An 18,333-nucleotide genomic window follows, 5' to 3' on the forward strand; every position below is an offset into this window, starting at 1 on the left:
TCTTGAATCCGGTGATCTGCGCCGGGCGCCGCGCCGAAGGTTGACGCCTTAAAAGACCGGCTTGGGCTGCGGCGCGCTGCTGGCGGGGGCGACGGGAACCTCGAGACCGGATTTGATCGGCGAGGCGTCCGTCGATGCGGCCGCAGGCAAGGACGACGACGAGGAAGAGGGCGCCGTGGCGGCGGGCTGCGGCGCCGGAGGCCGTTGGAACTTCAGGCTGCGCCCCTGGAAGAAGGCGCCGGTCTCCATGGCCAGCTGCTCATGGGTGATGTCGCCGTCCACATAGGAGGTGCCATAGAGGCGGACCTGCTTGGCGGTGATAGCGCCGATCACACGGCCGCGGGCCTCGACCACATCGGCATAGATCGAACCCTCGACATGGCCGGTGTCGCCGATGGTCAGCTTGGCGATGCGCACGTCGCCGCGCACGATCCCATCGATGTGGAGCTCACCTTCGCCGCTGAGCGAACCTTCGAGGGTGATGTTCTCGGCCACCAGGGACGCCACCTTGGGGGCGGTCTTGCGGGGCGGGCCGCCGTCGGGCGCCGACAGCGCCGGCGGGTCGAACTTGGTCGGCATCTTGGCCAGATCCGACTTAGTCTGCTGCTTGCTGAACATACTCGCCCGCCTTCACGAAACGGCTGGGGTTTTGCGCACGGCCGTTGACCCAAACCTCGTAGTGGAGATGAACGCCCGTCGAGCGCCCCGTCGAGCCCATGCCGCCCACGCGCTGGCCGACCGCCACGCGCTGACCGGGTTTGACGGCGATGGCCTGCATGTGGGCGTAGCGCGTCTTGAAGCCCTGACCGTGGTCGATCTCGACCGTATTGCCATAGCCTGAGCGCACGCCGGCGAACGACACCACGCCCGGGCCCGTGGCCATGATCGGCGTCATGAACCCGCCGCCGAAATCCAGGCCGGAATGGAAGGCCGGGCGCTTGGTGAAGGGATCGAAGCGCACGCCAAACCCGCTGGACTGCCGGCCGCCCGAGGTGGGCTTGGCCAGGGGCAGCTTTTCGGCCGCTGCGCCGAGGGTGCGGGCTTCCGAAAGATTGGTGGCCGCGTGCTGGATGCGAGCGGCGAAGTCCTCGTCCACGTCCAGCACGGCGGCCAGGGCGCTGGGGTCCTTGGCCTCGATCAGAGGTCCGCCAAGTTCGCCGGACTTGGGCGCGTAGCCATTCGGGCTGAGGCCGGCCAGGCGGAAGGCTATGCGCAGGCGCTCGGCGCGGCCCTTGGCGAAGGAGTCGGCGGAATCGAGCAGGCGCTCCTGGCCCGCGCGGACCAGCTCGATGCGGCGCACCGGATCGGTGACGGTCAGATCGGCCGAGGCCCTGTGAATTTCCGGCGCCAGGGCGTCGGCGGCGCCCGGCGTCGTCTTGTAGTCGCTGAGCAGCATGGCCAGCGCCGCATGGCGCTTTTCCACCGACAGGGCCAGATCGTCGATCGAACCGTTGGTGGCGTTCAGCTGAGCCACGGCGCTGTTCAGGCGCGCCTGCCGGTCAGCGATCCAGCGCTCGTACTTGGCCTGGGTGCGGGCGATTTCCTGGTCGCTCGCCGACATCTGCATGCCGTTGACCATCATGGCCGCGGTGCAGATCCCCATCCAGAGGGCCGCTGCGCCGACGCCGGCGGCCGCCATTAACTGCTTGGAGGTGGTGAGGACGTAGGCGCGCATCTCGCCGCCGGAGCGGACATAGAGATGGCGTTCGGGGAACAGCTCTTCGAGCGAACGGCGGAGGCGCGTTATGCGTGTCATGCTCATCGCTACAGTGACCAGGAGCAGTGGCGACGATATGCAATGAGACGCATGCCGCGCGCAAGACCCTTCCCGCTACAAGAGAGCGCAGGGCCGCAGATCGCTGGCATTTCAATCATCTCGTTAAACGAGACTGAATCGCCGCGCTACACGGATCGGAGGCGCCCCAAGGCGGGATTCTACATTCCGGTGTAACGCGACAATTCTACAACACCGATCCCGGCCGAAAGGTTCCATCGACCGGCGTTGTTGCTTTAGGCGGGTTCAAGCCTTGAGCGCCTCGGCGGCCTTGAGCACTGCGGCGGCATGGCCGGGAACCTTCACCTTACGCCAGATACCGGCGATCTTTCCAGCTCCGTCGATCAGGAAGGTCGAGCGATCGATCCCCATGTATTTGCGGCCATACATGCTCTTTTCGACCCAGGCGCCATAGGTCTCGACGACCGCGCCGCTCGGGTCAGATCCCAGGGCGACCTTCAGATCGTGCTTGGCCGCGAACTTCCCGTGGGAGGCGACAGAGTCCTTGGAAACGCCCAGGATCGTGGCGCCGGCCGCCTGAAATGCGCCCAACATTTCTGAAAAATCGATCGCCTCCTTGGTGCAGCCCGAGGTGTCATCCTTGGGGTAGAAATAGAGCACCAGGGTCTGGCCGGCGAAATCGGCCAGGCGGATCGGACCCTCGGGCCCCTCCAGTTCGAAGGCCGGGGCCTCGGAGCCCACCTCAAGTTCAGCCATGTTCGTTCCTCGAAAAATGGGATCCGGCTCAGGCGGGCCGGACCAGGACGATCTTCTTCTTGCCCGCCGCCAGTTTTATGACGCCGTCCACCAGGTCTGCGACGCCCAGGGTGCGGTTGGCGTCGGTTTCGGCCGCGTCATTGACACGCAGGCCGCCGCCCTGGGCCAGGCGACGAGCCTCGCCGCGGGAGGCGGCCAGTCCGGCGTCGGCGGCCAGGGCAGCCAGGACGACGCCGGCCTCGAGATCGGCGCGGGAAATCTCGAAGCTCGGCAGGTCCGTGGACAGTTGGCCCTGCTCGAAGGCGGCGACCGCAGCGGCTTCGGCCGCCTGGGCGGCCTCTTCGCCGTGCAGCAGGCTGGTGGCGGCATTGGCCAGCACCTTCTTGGCCTCGTTGATCTGGGCGCCTTCGAGGGCTTCGAGCCGGGCGATCTCATCCAGGGGCAGGTCGGTGAACAGCCGCATGAAGCGGCCGACATCGGCGTCCTCGGTGTTCCGCCAGAACTGCCAGTAGTCGTAGGGACTGCGCATGTCGGCGTTCAGCCAGACCGCGCCGCCGACGCTCTTGCCCATCTTCTGGCCAGAGGCGGTGGAGAGCAGGGGCGTGGTCAGGCCAAAGGCGGGCTTCTGGTCGACACGGCGGATCAGCTCCACCCCGTTGACGATATTGCCCCACTGGTCGGACCCGCCCATTTGCAGGACGCAGCCGTAGCGACGCTCGAGCTCAAGGAAGTCCACCGACTGCATGAGCATGTAGTTGAACTCGAGGAAGGTCATCGGCTGTTCGCGATCCAGCCGGTTCTTGACGCTGTCGAAGCTCAGCATGCGGTTGATGGTGAAGTGGACGCCGTAGTCGCGCAGGAACTGGACGTAGCCGAAGCTCTCCAACCACTCCGCATTGTTGACCATGACCGCGTCCGTCGGCCCGTCGCCGAACGTCAGGAACCGCTGGAAGACGGTCTTGATGGAGTCGATGTTGCCCTGGATCTGAGCGTCGGTCAGCAGGGGGCGCTGGCTGTCCTTGTCGGTGGGATCGCCGACCTTGGTGGTGCCGCCGCCCATCAGCACCACGGGCTTGTGACCCGCCTGCTGCAGGCGCCGCAGCATCATGATCTGGATCATGTGGCCGACATGCAGGCTGGAGGCGGTGGCGTCGAAACCGATGTAGGCCACGATCGGCCCAGCCAGGCAGGCGGCGTCGAGCTCCGCCGGATGGGTGATCTGGTGGATGTAGCCGCGCGTCTGCATCAGACGCAGGAATTCAGATTTGAACGCAGGTTCGCTGGTCATGGCGCCGGGCTTCGAATGGGAAGGCCCGGCCTCTAGCACGCTGGGATCGGATAGTTCGAGAGTCATCTGAGCAGGCTCCGGTCGGGGAGGGCCGGAAACGCTATGTTCGAAGGTTCGAAGTGCGCGCCGACCAAGGGGTGGGCGCAGGGGATCGAGCCGCGCGCCTTAAGGGGCGCGGTAATAGAGGCCGGTGTGGGCGCAGGCGTCGATCATGCGGCTAGCTAGCGGCTTCAAGCCATGGCAGTCAATGCGCATGCGCATATTGGGATTCATGACCGGAACCTCCCTGGACGCCGTCGATATGGCGGTGCTGGAGACCGACGGCGAAACAATCGAGGCCTTTGGCCCGGCCGGTGAGCGCAAGCTGACCGACGCGGTGCGCAAGGTGGTGCTGGCCGCAACGGAAGCCGCCCGCGACTGGCCGCGCGGCGCGCCGGAGCCGGAGGTGTTCGCTGAGGCCTCGGCCGCCATCGCCAAGGCGCATTTCGAGGCCGCCGAGGCCTTCCTCGCCGACAACGACCTGACCTGGGCCGATATCGACCTGATCGGCATGCATGGCCAGACCGTGCTGCATGAGCGTCCCAAGGATGGCCAGATCGGCCGCACGGTGCAGTTGGGCGATGCGGCCTGGCTGGCCGAGGCGACGGACGTGCCCGTGGCCTTCGATTTCCGCAGCGCCGATGTCGCTGCGGGCGGGGAGGGGGCGCCGCTGGCGCCGATCTATCACCTGGCGCGCGCCCGGGCGGCCGATATGAGCCCACCCATCGCGGTGCTGAACATCGGCGGCGTGGCCAATGTCACCCTCTGGTCGGGGGTGGGGGAACTGACCGCCTTCGACACCGGGCCGGGCAACGGGATGATCGACCTGCTGGTCCAGGCCCGTGGCGCGGGCCGTTATGACGACAAGGGCAACTATGCCAGCGTCGGCATGGTGGACGAGGGGCTGTTGCGGGCGCTGCTGGCGCATCCCTATTTCGACGCCCCGCCGCCCAAGTCCCTGGACCGCTACGATTTCTCGCTCGACCCTCTGGAGGATCTCAAGCTGGAGGACGCGGCCGCCACCCTGGTCGCCTTCACCGCCGAGGCGGTCCGCATGGGATTTGAGAAGCTGGAGGCCGCGCCCGCCATGGTGGTCGTCTGCGGCGGCGGGCGGCACAATCCCGAGATCATGAAGGCCCTGCGCGAGCGGCTGAAGGCGCAGGTGGTCACGGCCGAAGACGTCGGCTGGCGCGGCGACGCGATTGAGGCCGAGGCCTTCGCCTATCTGGCGGCCCGCACATCGAAGGGCCTGCCGATCTCGTTCCCGGCCACCACGGGGGCGCCGGAGCCCATGAAGGGCGGACGTATCGTGACCCCGACCGGCCAAGCCAGACAGGAGGGCTGACCATGACCCGCAGCATCATCAAGGGCGCGCTGATGGGCGTGGCGCTGGGCGCCCTGGCATGGGCCGCCCCGGCCCTGGGTCAGGAAAGCCCACACAAGGCCGCGGTGTTCGCCGCCGCCGAAGCCCTGCAGCCCAAGGTCGTCGCCTGGCGCCGCGACATCCACCAGCATCCCGAGCTGGGCAACCGCGAGGTGCGCACCTCCGCCCTGGTGGCCGATCATCTCCGCGCCCTGGGCTATGAGGTCCGCACCGGCGTGGCCCACACCGGCGTGGTGGCGACCCTGAAGGGCGGCAAGCCCGGCGGCGTGGTGGCCCTGCGGGCCGACATGGACGCCCTGCCGGTGGAGGAGAAGACCGGCCTGCCTTTCGCCTCGAAGGTGATCTCCGAATATAATGGCCAGCCGACCCCGGTGATGCACGCCTGCGGCCACGACGCCCATGTGGCCATCCTGATGGGCGCGGCCGAGGTTCTGGCCGGCATGCGCGAGGAGATCGCCGGCACGGTGGTGCTGATCTTCCAGCCGGCCGAGGAAGGCCCGCCCCCCGGCGAAGAGGGCGGCGCGGCGATGATGATCGCGCAAGGCGCGCTGGCGAATCCGCGACCTGGCGCGATTTTCGGCCTGCATGTCAGTCCCGGCGACGTGGGCGCCATTGTCTATCGCAGCGGTCCGATGATGGCGGCGGCCGATTCCTATGAGATCCGCATCAAGGGTAAGCAGACCCATGGCGCCCGGCCCTGGGACGGCGTGGATCTCGCCTCATTGAGCGCCGAGATCGTTCAGGCCTTCAATCAGATCGCCTCGCGCCAGCTCGATGTGGCGCGCTCGCCCACCGTCATCACCGTGGCGGTGATCCAGAGCGGCGTGCGCCACAACATCATCCCCGAAGACATGATGATGGCCGGCACCCTGCGCACCTTCGATCCGGACATGCGCAAGGCGACCATCGAGAAGATGCAGGCCGCCGTGGATAGCATCGTGGCCCGCTATGGGGCGAAGGGTGAGCTGACCATGGGGGGCTCGACCCCGGTGGTGAGCAATGATCCCGAGTTGGCGCGGGCCATGGCGCCGACCCTGGCGAGCGCGGCGATCGGCCAGCCCGAGACGGAGACCGGCCTGATCACCGGCGCCGAGGACTTCGCGGAATTCCAGGCGGTGGTCCCGGGACTCTTTTACCGGCTAGGGGTCGGTTATCCGGCCGGCACGAACCATTCGCCCTTCTTCACCATCGACGAGGCGGCGCTGAAGGTGGGCGTGCGAGCCCAGGTGCTGACGGCGCTGGACTATCTCGACCGGGTGGCGATCGCCCCGGCCGACTGACCCGGCAGGAGGCTCAGGCCTCCGAGGCCGCCATACGCTTATCGAGATAGGCCCCGACCCGGGTCTCAACCTCGACAAGCTGCTCGGTCCAGAAGTGGTTGGCCTGATCGACCAGATCGTAATCGATCACGATGCCCTTCTGGGTCCGCAGCTTGGAGACCACGCGTTCCACCTCCACCGGCGGGGTCACCGTGTCGGCCGAGCCCTGCAGGATCAGGCCTGAGGCCGGGCAGGGGGCCAGGAAGCTGAAGTCATACATGTTGGTGGGCGGCGAGACGGAGATGAAGCCATCGGTCTCGGGCCGGCGCATCAGGAGTTGCATGCCAACCCAGGCGCCGAAGTCATAGCCGGCGACCCAGCACTGTGAGGCGGCCGGGTTGGTCGATTGTAGCCAATCCAGCGCCGTGGCCGCATCGGCCAGCTCGCCAATGCCGGAATCGAACTCGCCCTGGCTGCGGCCGACGCCGCGGAAGTTGAACCGCAGGACCGAAAAGCCCCGCTTCATGAACAGGTGATAGAGCTGGACGGCCACCGGATTGTTCATCTGGCCGCCGGCCTTGGGATGCGGGTGGAGGATCAGCGCCACAGGCGCATTTTCCGTCTTGCCCTGGGCGTAGCGCCCTTCAATCCGTCCAGCCGCGCCGGTCAGAACAACCTCTGGCATGCCATCCTCTCGTGCCGCCGAATACTTGACTAAGGAGCTTGGTCTTCCTAGATCGCACTCATGCGTTCAACCTGGAAAACCGCCGCTGCGAAGCCGGGGCTTGTAACACAGGCTCAATCCGATGCGCGGGAAAACTGCAAGGCGGGCCAGAGCCGATGCGCTTGAGCACCAAAGGGCGTTACGCCGTGATGGCTATGGCCGATCTGGCTCGGCGCGAGGGCGACAAGGCCGTCGCTCTGGCCGAAATCGCCCAGCGCCAGGAAATCTCCCTGTCCTATCTGGAACAGCTTTTCGCCCGCCTGCGCCGCGAAGGCCTGGTGGTCAGCGCCCGCGGTCCCGGTGGCGGCTATCGCCTGGCCCGCACGGCCAGCGAGACCAATATCGCCCAGATCGTGCTGGCCGTGGACGAGCCCCTGCGCGCCACCCGCTGCGGTCAGGACGCTCGACAGGGCTGCATGCTGAGCGGCGAGAAGTGCCTGACCCACGACCTCTGGGAAGAGATGGGCCGGCAGATTCATGCCTATCTGGAATCGGTGTCCCTGGCCGATGTGGTCCAGGGTCGGCTGGCCGACCGCGGGACGGTGGCGGCATGAGCGCCGTCTATCTCGACCACAACGCCACCGCGCCGATCCGACCCGAAGCGCTGGACGCCGCCCATGCGGCTCTGATCGCCGGGGGCAACCCCTCTTCGGTGCACGCGGCGGGACGCGCGTCGCGGGCGCGGATGGAACTGGCCCGCGAGCAGGTGGCTGAGTTGATCGCCGCGCCGGCCTCCACCGTCATCTTTACCTCCGGCGGCACCGAGGCCAACGCCCTGGCCATCGAGAGCGCCGTGGCCACGGGCTCGCGGCGGCTGATTATCGGCGCCATAGAGCATGACGCCGTCCTGGAGACCGCCCGGGCGTCGAGCGCGGAGGTCGAGCTCATGCCGGTGGACGGCTCGGGCCAGGTTGATCTCGCCTGGCTCGCCGCCCGGCTCGAGGCGTGGGACGCCGCCGATGGCCGGCCCTTCGTCGCCCTGATGCTGGCCAACAACGAGACCGGCGTCATCCAGCCGGTGGCTCAGGCGGCCGTCCTGGTGCGCAAGGCCGAGGGCTGGCTGCATGTGGACGCCGTCCAGGCCGCCGGCCGAATCCCGGTCGACAGCCGCGCCCTGGGCGCCGACACCCTGACCATCTCCAGCCACAAGATCGGCGGCCCGCCAGGCGCAGGCGCGCTCACCTTCGGGCCTCGCGCCACCCTGGTGCGCCGCCTGCACGGCGGCGGGCAGGAGCGCGGCCGTCGGGCAGGCACCGAGAACGTCCCGGCCATCGCAGGCTTTGGCGCCGCCGCCGTCCAGGCCTTCGGCGAGCTTGAGTCCGCCGCCGATCAGGCCGCCTGGCGCGACGCCGCCGAGCAGGCCCTGATCGCCGCCGGCGCGGTTGTCATGGGCGAGGGCGCGCCGCGCCTGCCCAACACCCTGTGCTTTGCCGGTCCCGGCTTTCCAGCCGAGCTGCAGGTCATGACCCTGGACCTGGCAGGTGTGATGGTTAGCGCCGGATCGGCCTGTTCGTCGGGCAAGGTCAAGGCCAGCCGGGTGCTGGAAGCCATGGGCCATACCGACCTCGCCGGCGCGGCGATCCGCGTCAGCGGCGGGTGGTCCAGCAAGCCCGAAGACTGGAAACAGATGGTCGAAGCCTGGATCACGGCCTACGACCGCCACGCCGCGCGCCGTCGTGCGCCTGCGGCCTGAAGGAAACTGCGATGCCTGCCGTCAAACAGACCGTCGAACATGTGGAAGCCCTGGAGCGATACCAGCACGGCTTCATCACCTCGATCGACCAGGAGTTCGCGCCCAAGGGCCTGAGCGCCGACATCGTGCGCTTCATCTCCGCCAAGAAGGAGGAGCCCGAATGGATGCTCGCCTGGCGGCTGGAGGCCTATGAGCGCTGGCTGGCCATGGACGAGCCCGACTGGGCCAAGGTCAGCTTCCCCAGGATCGACTACCAGGACTCCTATTACTACGCCGCGCCCAAGACCAAGGAGGGGCCCAAGAGCCTCGACGAGGTTGATCCCGAGCTGCTGGCCACCTACGCCAAGCTGGGCATTCCCCTGCGCGAGCAGGAGGTTCTGGCCGGCGTTCAGGGCGCGCCGCGCTATGCGGTCGACGCGGTCTTCGACAGCGTCTCGGTGGTCACCACCTTCAAGAAGGAGCTGGCCGAGGTCGGGGTGATCTTCTGTTCGTTCAGCGAGGCGGTGCGCGAGCATCCCGAGCTGGTGAAGAAGTATCTGGGCTCGGTGGTGCCGGCCTCGGACAACTATTTCGCCTGCCTGAACAGCGCGGTCTTCTCCGATGGCAGCTTCGTCTATGTGCCGCCGGGCGTGCGCTGTCCCATGGAGCTGTCGACCTATTTCCGCATCAATGCGGCCGAGAGCGGGCAGTTCGAGCGGACCGTGCTCATGGCCGACAAGGGCGGCTACGTCTCCTATCTGGAGGGCTGCACGGCGCGGATGCGCGACGTGAACCAGCTGCACGCCGCCGTCGTCGAACTGGTGGCGCTGGAGGATGCGGAGATCAAATATTCCACCGTCCAGAACTGGTATCCGGGCGACCCGGAGACCGGGAAGGGCGGCATCTACAACTTCGTCACCAAGCGGGCCGACTGCCGCGGCGACCGCTCCAAGGTCGCCTGGACCCAGGTGGAGACCGGCTCGGCCATCACCTGGAAATATCCCTCCTGCGTCCTGCGCGGGAAGGACAGCGTCGGCGAGTTCTATTCCATCGCCATCACCAATGGTCGCCAGCAGGCCGACACCGGCACCAAGATGATCCATCTGGGGGAGGGGACCCGCTCGCGGATCATCTCCAAGGGGATTTCGGCCGGCCGCTCATCCAACACCTATCGCGGCCTGGTTTCGGCTCACCCCAAGGCCAAGGGCGCGCGCAACTTCACCCAATGCGACAGCCTGCTGATCGGTAAGGAGAGCGCGGCCCACACCGTGCCCTATATCGAGGCCCGCAACGGTCAGTCGGTCTTCGAGCACGAGGCCACCACGACCCGCCTGTCCGACGACCAGCTCTTCTATGTGATGCAGCGGGGCCTCTCCCAGGAGGAGGCGGTCCAACTGCTGGTCAACGGCTTCGTCAAGGACGTGCTGCAGACCTTGCCGATGGAGTTTGCGGTCGAGGCCCAGAAGTTGGTCGCTATTTCTCTTGAAGGGTCCGTCGGATGACCCAGCAACAACGTCGGACGCCATCGATGACCCTCAAAGCCGCCTTCGAAGCCGAACTTCTCCGCCGGGAAAATGAGCGCCGGGCTCGCGAAGAGGCCGAGATGCAGCGCCAGGCCGAGGATCTCGGCCGCGCCGAGGCGCTGGAGGCGGCTTTGGGCCAGGACGCCGAATTCCTGGCGGCCCGCGAGCTCACGCTTGAGCGCCGCCGCTACACGGTGACGCTGGACCATGCGGACTATCGCGTCGCCGCCTATTTCGAAGATGGCCGGGTCAGCGTCACCGCCGCCGACAAACGCAACGCCACCACCTCGGCGGCGCCGCGCAAGCAGCAGTTCGCCGAGAGCGTCGAGGACGCCCTGCTGATCATGGCCCAATTCCTGGCTGACGAGACCCGCTGATGCTGTCGATCAACAACCTGCACGCCCGCGTCGCCGAGGCCGAAATCCTGAAGGGTCTGACCCTCGACCTGCCGGCCGGCGAGGTCCACGCGATCATGGGACCCAACGGGGCGGGCAAGTCGACCCTGTCCTATGTCCTGACCGGACGTCAGGGCTATGAGGTGACCGAGGGCACGGCGACCCTGGACGGCGAGGACCTGCTGGCGCTCGAACCCGACGAACGGGCCGCTCGCGGCCTCTTCCTGTCCTTCCAGTACCCGCTGGAAATCCCCGGCGTTCCGGCCATGACCTTCATCCGCACGGCGATGAACGCCCAGCGCAAGGCCCGAGGCGAGCTCGAGGTCAGCGCGCCGGAGTTTCTGAAGCGCGCCCGCGAGGTGGCCGGCCAGCTGAAGATCGACTTCGACATGCTCAAGCGGCCGCTGAACGTCGGCTTCTCGGGCGGCGAAAAGAAGCGGATGGAAATCTTTCAAATGGCGATGCTTTCGCCGCGCCTGCTGATCCTCGATGAGACCGACTCCGGCCTCGATATCGACGCCCTGAAGATCGTCGCAGACGGGGTCAACGCCCTGCGCAGCTCCGACCGCGCCATGCTGGTGATCACCCACTATCAGCGGCTGCTGGACTATATCCGGCCCGACAAGGTCCATGTCCTGGCCGCAGGTCGCATCGCTGCGTCTGGCGGGCCCGAACTGGCTCATGAGCTGGAGCGCGAAGGCTACGACAAGTATGCGAGGGCCGCTTGACCCTCGCCGCCGCCCTGCGCGAGCGCGACGTCGCTCTGCTGCCCAGTCGTCGTGACGAGGACTGGCGCTGGACCGATCTGCGCGCCCTGATCCGCGAACTGCCCGCGCCGTCGCCGGCGGTGGCTGCGCCGGCCCAGCCGGGGCCGTTTGGCGCCATCGGCGAGGCAGAGATTCTGGTCGTCAATGGCCGGGTCCTTGGCGAGGAGGGTCTGCTTCGGCTGGCCGCGGGCGAAACGCGCACCGTCCGGCTTCGCTTCGTGTCCGCCACGGCGGCGACCGCCCATGGGGCGAGCCTGTCGATCACGCTCGCCGCCGGGGCGCGCCTGACCCTGCTGGAGTCCTATGAGGGCCTGGCGGCCGGCTATCTCGCCGACGCCAACCTCGCCGTCACCCTGGCCGAAGACGCCGTGCTGGAGCGCATCATCCTGGCTCAGGACGACGAGGACGCCGTCAGCGTCAGCACCGCGACGGTGGACCTCGCCCCGCGGGCGCGGCTGGCCCAGACGACGCTCACCACCGGCGCCAAGCGCCAGCGGCTGGAGACCCGGGTCACCCATCCCGGCCGTGACGCCGCCGTGCGGATGGACGGCGCCTATCGCGTGGCAGGCCGTGGCCATGCCGACCTGACCAGCGCGGTGAATCATGCGGGAACGGATGGGACCACCGACCAGCTCATCAAGGGCGTGGTCGATGACCAGGCCCGGGCGGTCTTCCAGGGCCGCATCACCGTCAGTCCTGGCGCCGACCGGACCGATGCGCGCATGGGCCATCACGCCATTGTCCTGTCCGACCGCGCCGAGGTGGACGCTAAGCCCGAACTGCTGATCTTCGCCGACGACGTGGCCTGCGCTCACGGCAATACGGTGGGCGCTCTGGACGAGGACGCCCTGTTCTACGCCCGCCAGCGGGGCATGCCCCAGGATGTGGCCCGGGCCATGCTGACCGAGGCCTTCATCGGCGAGGTCATCGACCGGATCGAGCATGAGGCCGTCCGCGAACACCTGCGGTCCTGGGCGCAAGACGGGCGGATCGCCTGATGGCCTTCGACGTGGAAGCCGTGCGCGCGCAGTTCCCAATCCTGCAGCGGCAGGTGAACGGCAAGCCGCTGGTCTATCTGGACTCCGCCGCCTCGGCCCAGAAGCCGCAGGCGGTGATCTCGGCCATGACGGGAGCGATGGAGCATTCCTACGCCAACGTCCATCGGGGCCTGCACACGCTCGCCAACGAAACGACGGAGGCCTATGAGGCCGCCCGCCGCGCGGTGGAGCGCTTCATCAATGCCGACGAGGGCGAGGTCGTCTTCACCAAGGGCGGGACCGAGGCGATAAATCTGGTCGCCGCGGGCCTGGCCAGGACGCTCTCGGCCGGCGACGAAATCCTGCTCACCCAGATGGAGCACCACGCCAATATCGTCCCCTGGCACTTCCTGCGTGAGCGCCTGGGCGTGGTGCTGCGCTTCGTTCCGGTGACGGACGCTGGCGAACTCGACCTGGACGCCTATCGCCAGATGCTGGGCGCGCGCACCAAGGTTGTCGCCTTCAGCCACATGTCCAACGTGCTGGGCACGGTCAATCCAGCCACTGATATCACCCGCATGGCGCACGAGGCCGGCGCCCTGGTGCTGGTGGATGGGTGCCAGTCCATCGTCCACCAGCCGGTGGACGTGAAGGCGATCGACGCCGATTTTTATGTCTTCTCCGGCCACAAGCTCTATGGGCCGACGGGGATCGGCATCCTCTATGGCAAGGCCGAACGGCTCGCCGACCTGCCGCCCTATCAGGGGGGCGGGGAGATGATCGGCCTGGTCAGCGAAGAGGCGATCACCTATGCGGATCCGCCTCATCGTTTCGAGGCGGGCACCCCGCCGATCATCGAGGCCATCGGCCTGGGCGCGGCGATCGAGTGGCTGAACGGCCTGGACCGTCCGGCCATCGCCGCCCACGAGGCCCATCTCTATGATCGGATGATGGAGGGGCTGGCCGGCGCCAACTGGCTCCGCGTGATCGGCGAGGCGCCGGGCAAGGGCGCCATCCTGTCCTTCATGATGGAAGGCGCCCACGCCCATGACGTGGCCCAGATTCTCGACCGCTACGGCGTCGCCGTCCGCGCCGGGACCCATTGCGCCGAGCCGCTGATGCGGCGCTTCGGCGTGACCTCCAGCGCCCGGGCCTCGATCGCGCTCTACAACACCGAGGCCGATATAGACGCCTTCGTCCAATCCCTTTCCAAGACTCAAGCCTTTTTCGCGTGAACGCCATGGATGACGCCCCCACCAACACCGACGACGCAGCGCCGCTGTCGAAGGCGGAGCTCGACGCCCTGACCGACCAGCTGATCGACAAGCTGAAGTCGGTCTATGACCCGGAAATCCCGGTCGACATCTATGAGCTCGGCCTCATCTACAAGGTCGATGTCTCCGACCAGAAGGACGTGGCCATCGACATGACGCTGACCGCGCCCGGCTGTCCGGTGGCCGGCGAAATGCCGGGCTGGGTGCAGGACGCGGTGATGGAAATCCCCGGCCTCAGGTCCTGCAAGGTCGATCTCGTCTTCGACCCGCCGTGGGATCCGTCTCGGATGTCCGACGAGGCGAAGCTTCAATTGAACATGTTCTGACCCCATATCCTGATCATGGAAAACCTCAGCATCACGCCAGCCCCCCGCGCGCGCCGCCCCCGGCCCCAGGTGGTCTCCCTGACGGAGACGGCTGCGGCCCGGGTGCAGGAGATCATGGCCCGGGCGGAAAAGCCTTACGCCGGCCTGCGGGTGGGGGTGAAGAACGGCGGCTGCGCCGGACAGGAGTACGTCCTGGAATACGCCGAGACGGCCGACCCCATGGACGAGGTCGTGCACGACAAGGGCGTGACCATCCTGATCGAGCCCAAGGCGGTGCTGTTTCTGATCGGCACCGTGATCGACTACGAGACCACGCGCCTGTCGTCCAAGTTCGTGTTCCGCAATCCCAACGAGACCGACGCCTGCGGCTGCGGTGAGAGCGTCACCATCGTGCCGCAGGACGCCGAACTGGACTCCTAAGCCTTATCGGCCCTGGAATTTGGCGGGCCGCTTTTCCAGGAAGGCGACGACCCCTTCGCGGGAATCCTCGGTGCGGCCGGCGTCGCGCTGCACGACGCGCTCGGCATGCAGTTGGTCGGCCCATTTGGCGTCGAGACCATCCCAGACCAGTTTGCGGATATAGCCCAGCGCCTTGGGGCCGTTGGCCAGGGCGCGGGCCAGCTCCATGGCTGTGGTCATCAGCTCGGCGTCGGGGACGCAGCGATTGATCAGCCCCCATTCCAGCGCCGTCTTCGCCGGCAGCTTTTCACCCAGCAGGGTCAGTTCCATGGCGCGCGCCTTGCCCACCATGCGGCTGAGCAGATAGGTCGCCCCGCCGTCGGGCACCAGGCCGATGCGGCGGAAGGCCTGCAGGAAATAGCCGCTTTCGCCGGCCACGATCAGGTCGCCCATCAGGGCGAGCGAGCAGCCGATGCCAGCCGCCGCCCCATTCACCGCCGTGACGATCGGGATCGGATAGTTCCGCAGGCTGGTGACGAAGGGGTTGTAGATCCGCTCCAGGGCCGCGCCTGAATCCGGCGGCTCCTTGCTGGCGGTGGCGGGCGCCGGGTCGGCGCGCCCCGACAGATTGGCGCCCGAGCAGAAGCCGCGACCTTCGCCGGTGATGACCACGCAGCGCACGCCAGACTCAGGCTTGGCGAAGCCATCCATGGCGTCCTGAAGCTCGGCCATCAGATCGAGGCCGGCCGCGTTCAGGGTCGCCGGATCTGAGAGGGTGACAAGGGCCACGCCCTCGGCGACCGAGGTCTTGATCTTCTGATAGGTCATGGCGCGTCCTCCGTACTGTGCCGCGTTCGCCGCGATCCTGAAGGAACCTACGCGGCGTCAGCCAAGGAGGGAATGGGCCGGCGGCGTTCAGGCGGCGGTGGGGATGGGATCGGCCATGCTCACCAGATTACGGCCGCCATGCTTGGAGGCATAAAGCGCGCTGTCGGCCCGCTCCATCACATTGTGCCCGCTCTCGCCCGGATGCCGCTCGGCGAAGCCGGCCGAGACGGTGATCTTGCCCAGGTCCTCATTGGTCGAGCGCCGCTTGAGCACCCGCGAGGCGATCTCCTGACGGATTTCCTCCAGGGTCGTGAAGGCCGCATGGTGGTCTTCGGACGGGAAGATGATCGCAAATTCCTCGCCGCCATAGCGGGCCGCCAGCCTGGGCGTGGCGCCCAGCCGGCCGATGACGCTGGCCACATAGCGGATCACCTGATCGCCGGTCTGATGGCCCCAGGTGTCGTTGAAGCCCTTGAAGTGGTCGATGTCGATGAGGGCCAGGGTCAGGCTGCGGCCGGTGGCGTCGGCCTCCTGGCAGGCCCGCTCAAGCTCTTCGTCGAACGCCTTGCGGTTGGCAAGGTTGGTGAGGCCGTCGGTGGTGGCGTCGCGACGCACCTGCTCCAGGTGTTCACGCAGCCGGGCGACCTCGCTAGAGGATTCGCTGAGGCGTCGTTCGAGGGACTTGTTCTCGGCCTGCACCCGCTGGGTGGCGCCGGCCAGGGTTTTCACCGTGGCCTCCAGGCTAGCCATGCCCTTTTCGGCGGTGAGCGATTGAGAGGCGGTGGCCAGGGTCAGCCCATAGGCCTCGCTGGACTGCTTGGCCGAATTGATGGCCGCCGAGACGGAGGCCAGTTCGCGGCTCAACTGATCGCCGGTGTCGCGGATCTGATCGTTCAGCTTCGCCTTGGGCAGATAGAGGGCCGCTAGGCCCTCGCTCACGGAATCGGTGAAGGCGTCGCCGATTTCCAGAAGCCGATTGATCTCCTGGCCCAGGGCGCCATCGGGATCGGCCAGATAGTTGACCCAAAGCTCGAAATTGACGGCGGTGGGCCAGATTCCGTGGCGCTCCATCTGCTCGACGGCTCTGCGCGCCAGGCTAAAGCCCTCCGGGCCTCGGAGCTTGGTCTCGACTTCCTGAGACATCTAGAAATTCCCCGCCCTCCGCTGTCGTCGTTCAGGACCGCGGATATTCCCCCAATTCGTCGAACGGAGGTTAGCGGGCAGAGCCGAACGAGCCGTTAAGGCCGCGCGCGGCGCGCCTGATTTAGTCGTCGCGGGTGGGCGTGGGGCGCAACAGGAAGGCGGGCGTATCGGCCCCGAAGCCTCGAACGCCATTGCGGTTGTCATCGGCCTCGTCGCGGCTCTTGACGCCCCGGATCGGGCGCTCGGCCCGGCTCGACTTCGGCGCGGGTTCAGCCGGCGCTTCGACTGCCTTGCGGGCAGGGCGTTCGCGCCGGGCGGTCGCCCGCGGCTTGGCTTCGGGCTCGGCCTCTGGAGCCGGCGCGGCCGCCGGCGCCTCGGTCGCGCGGCCGCGGGTCCGGCTACGGCGGGGCTTATCCTCGACAGCCTCAGCCACGGCCGGCGTCGGTTGGGCGGCTTCGGCCTCGACGACCGGCTCGCTTGCGGGCTCCGAGCGTTCGGGGCGACGGCTGCGGGCCGGGGCGCGCGATTCGCCCCCACGGCCGCCAGAGCTGCGGCTGCTACCGCTGCGACCGCCGCTACGACCGCCGCGATCGTCGGTCAGGCTCGCCCAGTCGAGGTCGAGATCGACCTTCTGCGGGGTCTGGCCGATGAGCTTCAGCACCTTGTCCAGCGACTTGGAGTCCGCCGGGGTGACGATCATATAGGTCTCGCCGGTGCGCCCGGCGCGGCCTGTACGGCCGATCCGATGCACATAGTCATCGGCATGGTGCGGCACGTCGTAGTTGAAGACGTGGCTGACGGCCGGGATGTCGAGGCCGCGGGCGGCGACGTCGGAGGCCACCAGCAGTTTCAGCTCGCCCTTGCGGAAGCTCTCCAGGGTCCGGGTGCGGGTCGCCTGGTCGAGGTCGCCGTGGATCGGGGAGGCGTCGAAGCCGTGGGTCTTAAGCGACTTGGCGACGATATCGACCTCGGTCTTCCGATTGCAGAAGACGATGCCGTTCTTGACGTCGGCCCGCTCGGCCAGGGCCCGCAGGGCGGCGCGCTTGGCCTTGGAGTCCGAGACCGGCAGGTCGCAGATATACTGGGTGATGGTCTCGGCCGTGGTCGCCGGGCGGCTCGCCTCGATCCGCGTGGGATCGTTGAGGAACTGCTTGGTCAGGCGGGTGATCTCCGGCGGCATGGTGGCCGAGAAGAACAGCACCTGGCGGCGCGGCGGCGTCATCTTGAAGATGCGCTCGATGTCCGGGATGAAGCCCATGTCGAGCATGCGGTCGGCTTCGTCGACCACCAGCATCTGCACGCCGGTGAGCAGCAGCTTGCCGCGCTCGAAATGGTCCAGCAGACGGCCGGGAGTGGCGATCAACACGTCGACCCCGCGGTCGAGCTTGGCTTCCTGGTCGCCGAACGAGACGCCGCCGATCAGCAGGGCCCAGCTCAGGCGATGGTATTTGGCGTACCGCTCGAAGGAGGAGGCGACCTGGTCGGCCAACTCCCGAGTCGGCGCGATGACGAGCGCCCGGGGCATGCGGGCCTTGGCCCGGCCCGCGGCGAGGCGGTCGATCATCGGAAGGGTGAAGGCGGCGGTCTTACCCGTGCCCGTCTGAGCGATGCCCAGGACATCACGACCGGCCAGAGCGACCGGGATGGCCGCCTCCTGAATGGGCGTGGCGTCAGTGTAGCCGGTTTCGGCGATGGCCTTCAGTGTCGAATCCGACAGGCCCAGAGAGGAAAATTCAGTCATTCATCGGCAAATCAAGATCAGCGGGCGTCACGTCGCGCCCCTGATCGACAAGCGCGGCGTGATCGACGCGCGCCGCGGAACATAGGCGGAAGCGCTTTCAAGT

19 protein-coding genes are annotated in these 18,333 nt (G+C 67.5%); 11 read left to right on the plus strand and 8 right to left on the minus strand.

The window, feature by feature from the left end; all coding sequences use genetic code 11:
• Positions 1-48: 48 nt before the first annotated feature.
• The 4 genes from Q8L83_RS17530 to tyrS form a co-directional block, all read right to left on the minus strand.
• Positions 49-618 (minus strand): polymer-forming cytoskeletal protein, encoded by a 570-nt coding sequence (locus Q8L83_RS17530; RefSeq protein ID WP_305289266.1) that lies wholly within the window; start codon positions 616-618, stop codon positions 49-51.
• Positions 596-1,762, minus strand: a complete 1,167-nt coding sequence (locus tag Q8L83_RS17535; RefSeq protein WP_305289267.1) for a M23 family metallopeptidase — start codon at positions 1,760-1,762, stop codon at positions 596-598. Before Q8L83_RS17535 ends, Q8L83_RS17530 begins: the two co-directional genes overlap by 23 nt.
• Positions 1,763-2,020: 258 nt before the next feature.
• Positions 2,021-2,491, minus strand: a complete 471-nt coding sequence (locus Q8L83_RS17540) for a peroxiredoxin (protein WP_305289269.1) — start codon at positions 2,489-2,491, stop codon at positions 2,021-2,023.
• Between the two features lie 28 nt (positions 2,492-2,519).
• A complete protein-coding gene (gene tyrS, locus Q8L83_RS17545) occupies positions 2,520-3,779 on the minus strand; it encodes a tyrosine--tRNA ligase (RefSeq protein WP_370868413.1) in 1,260 nt (419 codons plus the stop codon).
• 271 nt (positions 3,780-4,050) lie between these two features.
• On the opposite strand from tyrS, the gene Q8L83_RS17550 reads away from it, so the two are divergent.
• A complete protein-coding gene (locus tag Q8L83_RS17550; RefSeq protein ID WP_370868414.1) occupies positions 4,051-5,163 on the plus strand; it encodes an anhydro-N-acetylmuramic acid kinase in 1,113 nt (370 codons plus the stop codon).
• 2 nt (positions 5,164-5,165) lie between these two features.
• A complete protein-coding gene (locus tag Q8L83_RS17555) occupies positions 5,166-6,482 on the plus strand; it encodes an amidohydrolase (protein ID WP_305289274.1) in 1,317 nt (438 codons plus the stop codon).
• Between the two features lie 13 nt (positions 6,483-6,495).
• On the opposite strand, the gene Q8L83_RS17560 is transcribed toward Q8L83_RS17555, so the two are convergent.
• Entirely contained in the window at positions 6,496-7,146 is a 651-nt protein-coding gene (locus Q8L83_RS17560) for an alpha/beta hydrolase (RefSeq protein WP_300576728.1), read from the minus strand.
• A gap of 155 nt (positions 7,147-7,301) precedes the next feature.
• Here Q8L83_RS17560 and Q8L83_RS17565 point away from each other — a divergent pair, with 155 nt between their 5' ends.
• The 9 genes from Q8L83_RS17565 to Q8L83_RS17605 are packed head-to-tail and all read left to right on the plus strand — an operon-like array spanning position 7,302 to position 14,539.
• The gene (locus Q8L83_RS17565; protein ID WP_305289277.1) at positions 7,302-7,739 is read left to right on the plus strand and encodes an Rrf2 family transcriptional regulator; all 438 of its coding nucleotides are present in this window, start codon (positions 7,302-7,304) and stop codon (positions 7,737-7,739) included.
• Positions 7,736-8,878 (plus strand): cysteine desulfurase family protein, encoded by a 1,143-nt coding sequence (locus Q8L83_RS17570; RefSeq protein ID WP_305289279.1) that lies wholly within the window; start codon positions 7,736-7,738, stop codon positions 8,876-8,878. Before Q8L83_RS17565 ends, Q8L83_RS17570 begins: the two co-directional genes overlap by 4 nt.
• A gap of 11 nt (positions 8,879-8,889) precedes the next feature.
• The gene (gene sufB, locus Q8L83_RS17575; RefSeq protein WP_305289281.1) at positions 8,890-10,359 is read left to right on the plus strand and encodes a Fe-S cluster assembly protein SufB; all 1,470 of its coding nucleotides are present in this window, start codon (positions 8,890-8,892) and stop codon (positions 10,357-10,359) included.
• Positions 10,360-10,385: 26 nt separating this feature from the next.
• A complete protein-coding gene (locus Q8L83_RS17580) occupies positions 10,386-10,757 on the plus strand; it encodes a hypothetical protein (protein WP_305289283.1) in 372 nt (123 codons plus the stop codon).
• Entirely contained in the window at positions 10,757-11,503 is a 747-nt protein-coding gene (gene sufC, locus Q8L83_RS17585; protein ID WP_305289285.1) for a Fe-S cluster assembly ATPase SufC, read from the plus strand. Before Q8L83_RS17580 ends, sufC begins: the two co-directional genes overlap by 1 nt.
• A complete protein-coding gene (gene sufD / locus Q8L83_RS17590; RefSeq protein ID WP_305289286.1) occupies positions 11,500-12,540 on the plus strand; it encodes a Fe-S cluster assembly protein SufD in 1,041 nt (346 codons plus the stop codon). The genes sufC and sufD overlap by 4 nt, the downstream gene beginning before the upstream one ends.
• The gene (locus Q8L83_RS17595; protein WP_305289288.1) at positions 12,540-13,754 is read left to right on the plus strand and encodes a cysteine desulfurase; all 1,215 of its coding nucleotides are present in this window, start codon (positions 12,540-12,542) and stop codon (positions 13,752-13,754) included. The genes sufD and Q8L83_RS17595 overlap by 1 nt, the downstream gene beginning before the upstream one ends.
• 5 nt (positions 13,755-13,759) lie before the next feature.
• Positions 13,760-14,119 (plus strand): SUF system Fe-S cluster assembly protein, encoded by a 360-nt coding sequence (locus tag Q8L83_RS17600; protein ID WP_305289290.1) that lies wholly within the window; start codon positions 13,760-13,762, stop codon positions 14,117-14,119.
• Between the two features lie 15 nt (positions 14,120-14,134).
• Positions 14,135-14,539 (plus strand): iron-sulfur cluster assembly accessory protein, encoded by a 405-nt coding sequence (locus tag Q8L83_RS17605; RefSeq protein ID WP_305289292.1) that lies wholly within the window; start codon positions 14,135-14,137, stop codon positions 14,537-14,539.
• 3 nt (positions 14,540-14,542) lie between these two features.
• Here the strand turns inward: Q8L83_RS17605 and Q8L83_RS17610 are convergent, their stop codons facing one another.
• The 3 genes from Q8L83_RS17610 to Q8L83_RS17620 form a co-directional block, all read right to left on the minus strand.
• Complete coding sequence (locus tag Q8L83_RS17610; protein ID WP_305289294.1) at positions 14,543-15,346, minus strand: enoyl-CoA hydratase/isomerase; 804 nt, start codon at positions 15,344-15,346, stop codon at positions 14,543-14,545.
• Positions 15,347-15,433: 87 nt separating this feature from the next.
• Entirely contained in the window at positions 15,434-16,489 is a 1,056-nt protein-coding gene (locus tag Q8L83_RS17615) for a diguanylate cyclase (protein ID WP_305289296.1), read from the minus strand.
• 121 nt (positions 16,490-16,610) lie between these two features.
• Positions 16,611-18,230: a DEAD/DEAH box helicase gene (locus tag Q8L83_RS17620; RefSeq protein ID WP_305289298.1), complete on the minus strand. Its 1,620-nt coding sequence runs from the start codon at positions 18,228-18,230 to the stop codon at positions 16,611-16,613.
• Between the last annotated feature and the right edge of the window lie 103 nt (positions 18,231-18,333).

Source organism: Phenylobacterium sp. (assembly GCF_030680185.1).
Taxonomy (GTDB): Bacteria; Pseudomonadota; Alphaproteobacteria; order Caulobacterales; family Caulobacteraceae; genus Phenylobacterium.

What these genes read in the sequence shown, in the direction of transcription:
- Q8L83_RS17530 (WP_305289266.1), bottom strand. Translation starts at nt 618, where the DNA reads ATGTTCAGCAAGCAGCAGACTAAGTCGGATCTGGCCAAGATGCCGACC.
- Q8L83_RS17535 (WP_305289267.1), bottom strand. Translation starts at nt 1,762, where the DNA reads ATGAGCATGACACGCATAACGCGCCTCCGCCGTTCGCTCGAAGAGCTG.
- Q8L83_RS17540 (WP_305289269.1), bottom strand. Translation starts at nt 2,491, where the DNA reads ATGGCTGAACTTGAGGTGGGCTCCGAGGCCCCGGCCTTCGAACTGGAG.
- tyrS (WP_370868413.1), bottom strand. Translation starts at nt 3,779, where the DNA reads ATGACCAGCGAACCTGCGTTCAAATCTGAATTCCTGCGTCTGATGCAG.
- Q8L83_RS17550 (WP_370868414.1), top strand. Translation starts at nt 4,051, where the DNA reads ATGACCGGAACCTCCCTGGACGCCGTCGATATGGCGGTGCTGGAGACC.
- Q8L83_RS17555 (WP_305289274.1), top strand. Translation starts at nt 5,166, where the DNA reads ATGACCCGCAGCATCATCAAGGGCGCGCTGATGGGCGTGGCGCTGGGC.
- Q8L83_RS17560 (WP_300576728.1), bottom strand. Translation starts at nt 7,146, where the DNA reads ATGCCAGAGGTTGTTCTGACCGGCGCGGCTGGACGGATTGAAGGGCGC.
- Q8L83_RS17565 (WP_305289277.1), top strand. Translation starts at nt 7,302, where the DNA reads ATGCGCTTGAGCACCAAAGGGCGTTACGCCGTGATGGCTATGGCCGAT.
- Q8L83_RS17570 (WP_305289279.1), top strand. Translation starts at nt 7,736, where the DNA reads ATGAGCGCCGTCTATCTCGACCACAACGCCACCGCGCCGATCCGACCC.
- sufB (WP_305289281.1), top strand. Translation starts at nt 8,890, where the DNA reads ATGCCTGCCGTCAAACAGACCGTCGAACATGTGGAAGCCCTGGAGCGA.
- Q8L83_RS17580 (WP_305289283.1), top strand. Translation starts at nt 10,386, where the DNA reads ATGACCCTCAAAGCCGCCTTCGAAGCCGAACTTCTCCGCCGGGAAAAT.
- sufC (WP_305289285.1), top strand. Translation starts at nt 10,757, where the DNA reads ATGCTGTCGATCAACAACCTGCACGCCCGCGTCGCCGAGGCCGAAATC.
- Q8L83_RS17595 (WP_305289288.1), top strand. Translation starts at nt 12,540, where the DNA reads ATGGCCTTCGACGTGGAAGCCGTGCGCGCGCAGTTCCCAATCCTGCAG.
- Q8L83_RS17600 (WP_305289290.1), top strand. Translation starts at nt 13,760, where the DNA reads ATGGATGACGCCCCCACCAACACCGACGACGCAGCGCCGCTGTCGAAG.
- Q8L83_RS17605 (WP_305289292.1), top strand. Translation starts at nt 14,135, where the DNA reads ATGGAAAACCTCAGCATCACGCCAGCCCCCCGCGCGCGCCGCCCCCGG.
- Q8L83_RS17610 (WP_305289294.1), bottom strand. Translation starts at nt 15,346, where the DNA reads ATGACCTATCAGAAGATCAAGACCTCGGTCGCCGAGGGCGTGGCCCTT.
- Q8L83_RS17615 (WP_305289296.1), bottom strand. Translation starts at nt 16,489, where the DNA reads ATGTCTCAGGAAGTCGAGACCAAGCTCCGAGGCCCGGAGGGCTTTAGC.
- Q8L83_RS17620 (WP_305289298.1), bottom strand. Translation starts at nt 18,230, where the DNA reads ATGACTGAATTTTCCTCTCTGGGCCTGTCGGATTCGACACTGAAGGCC.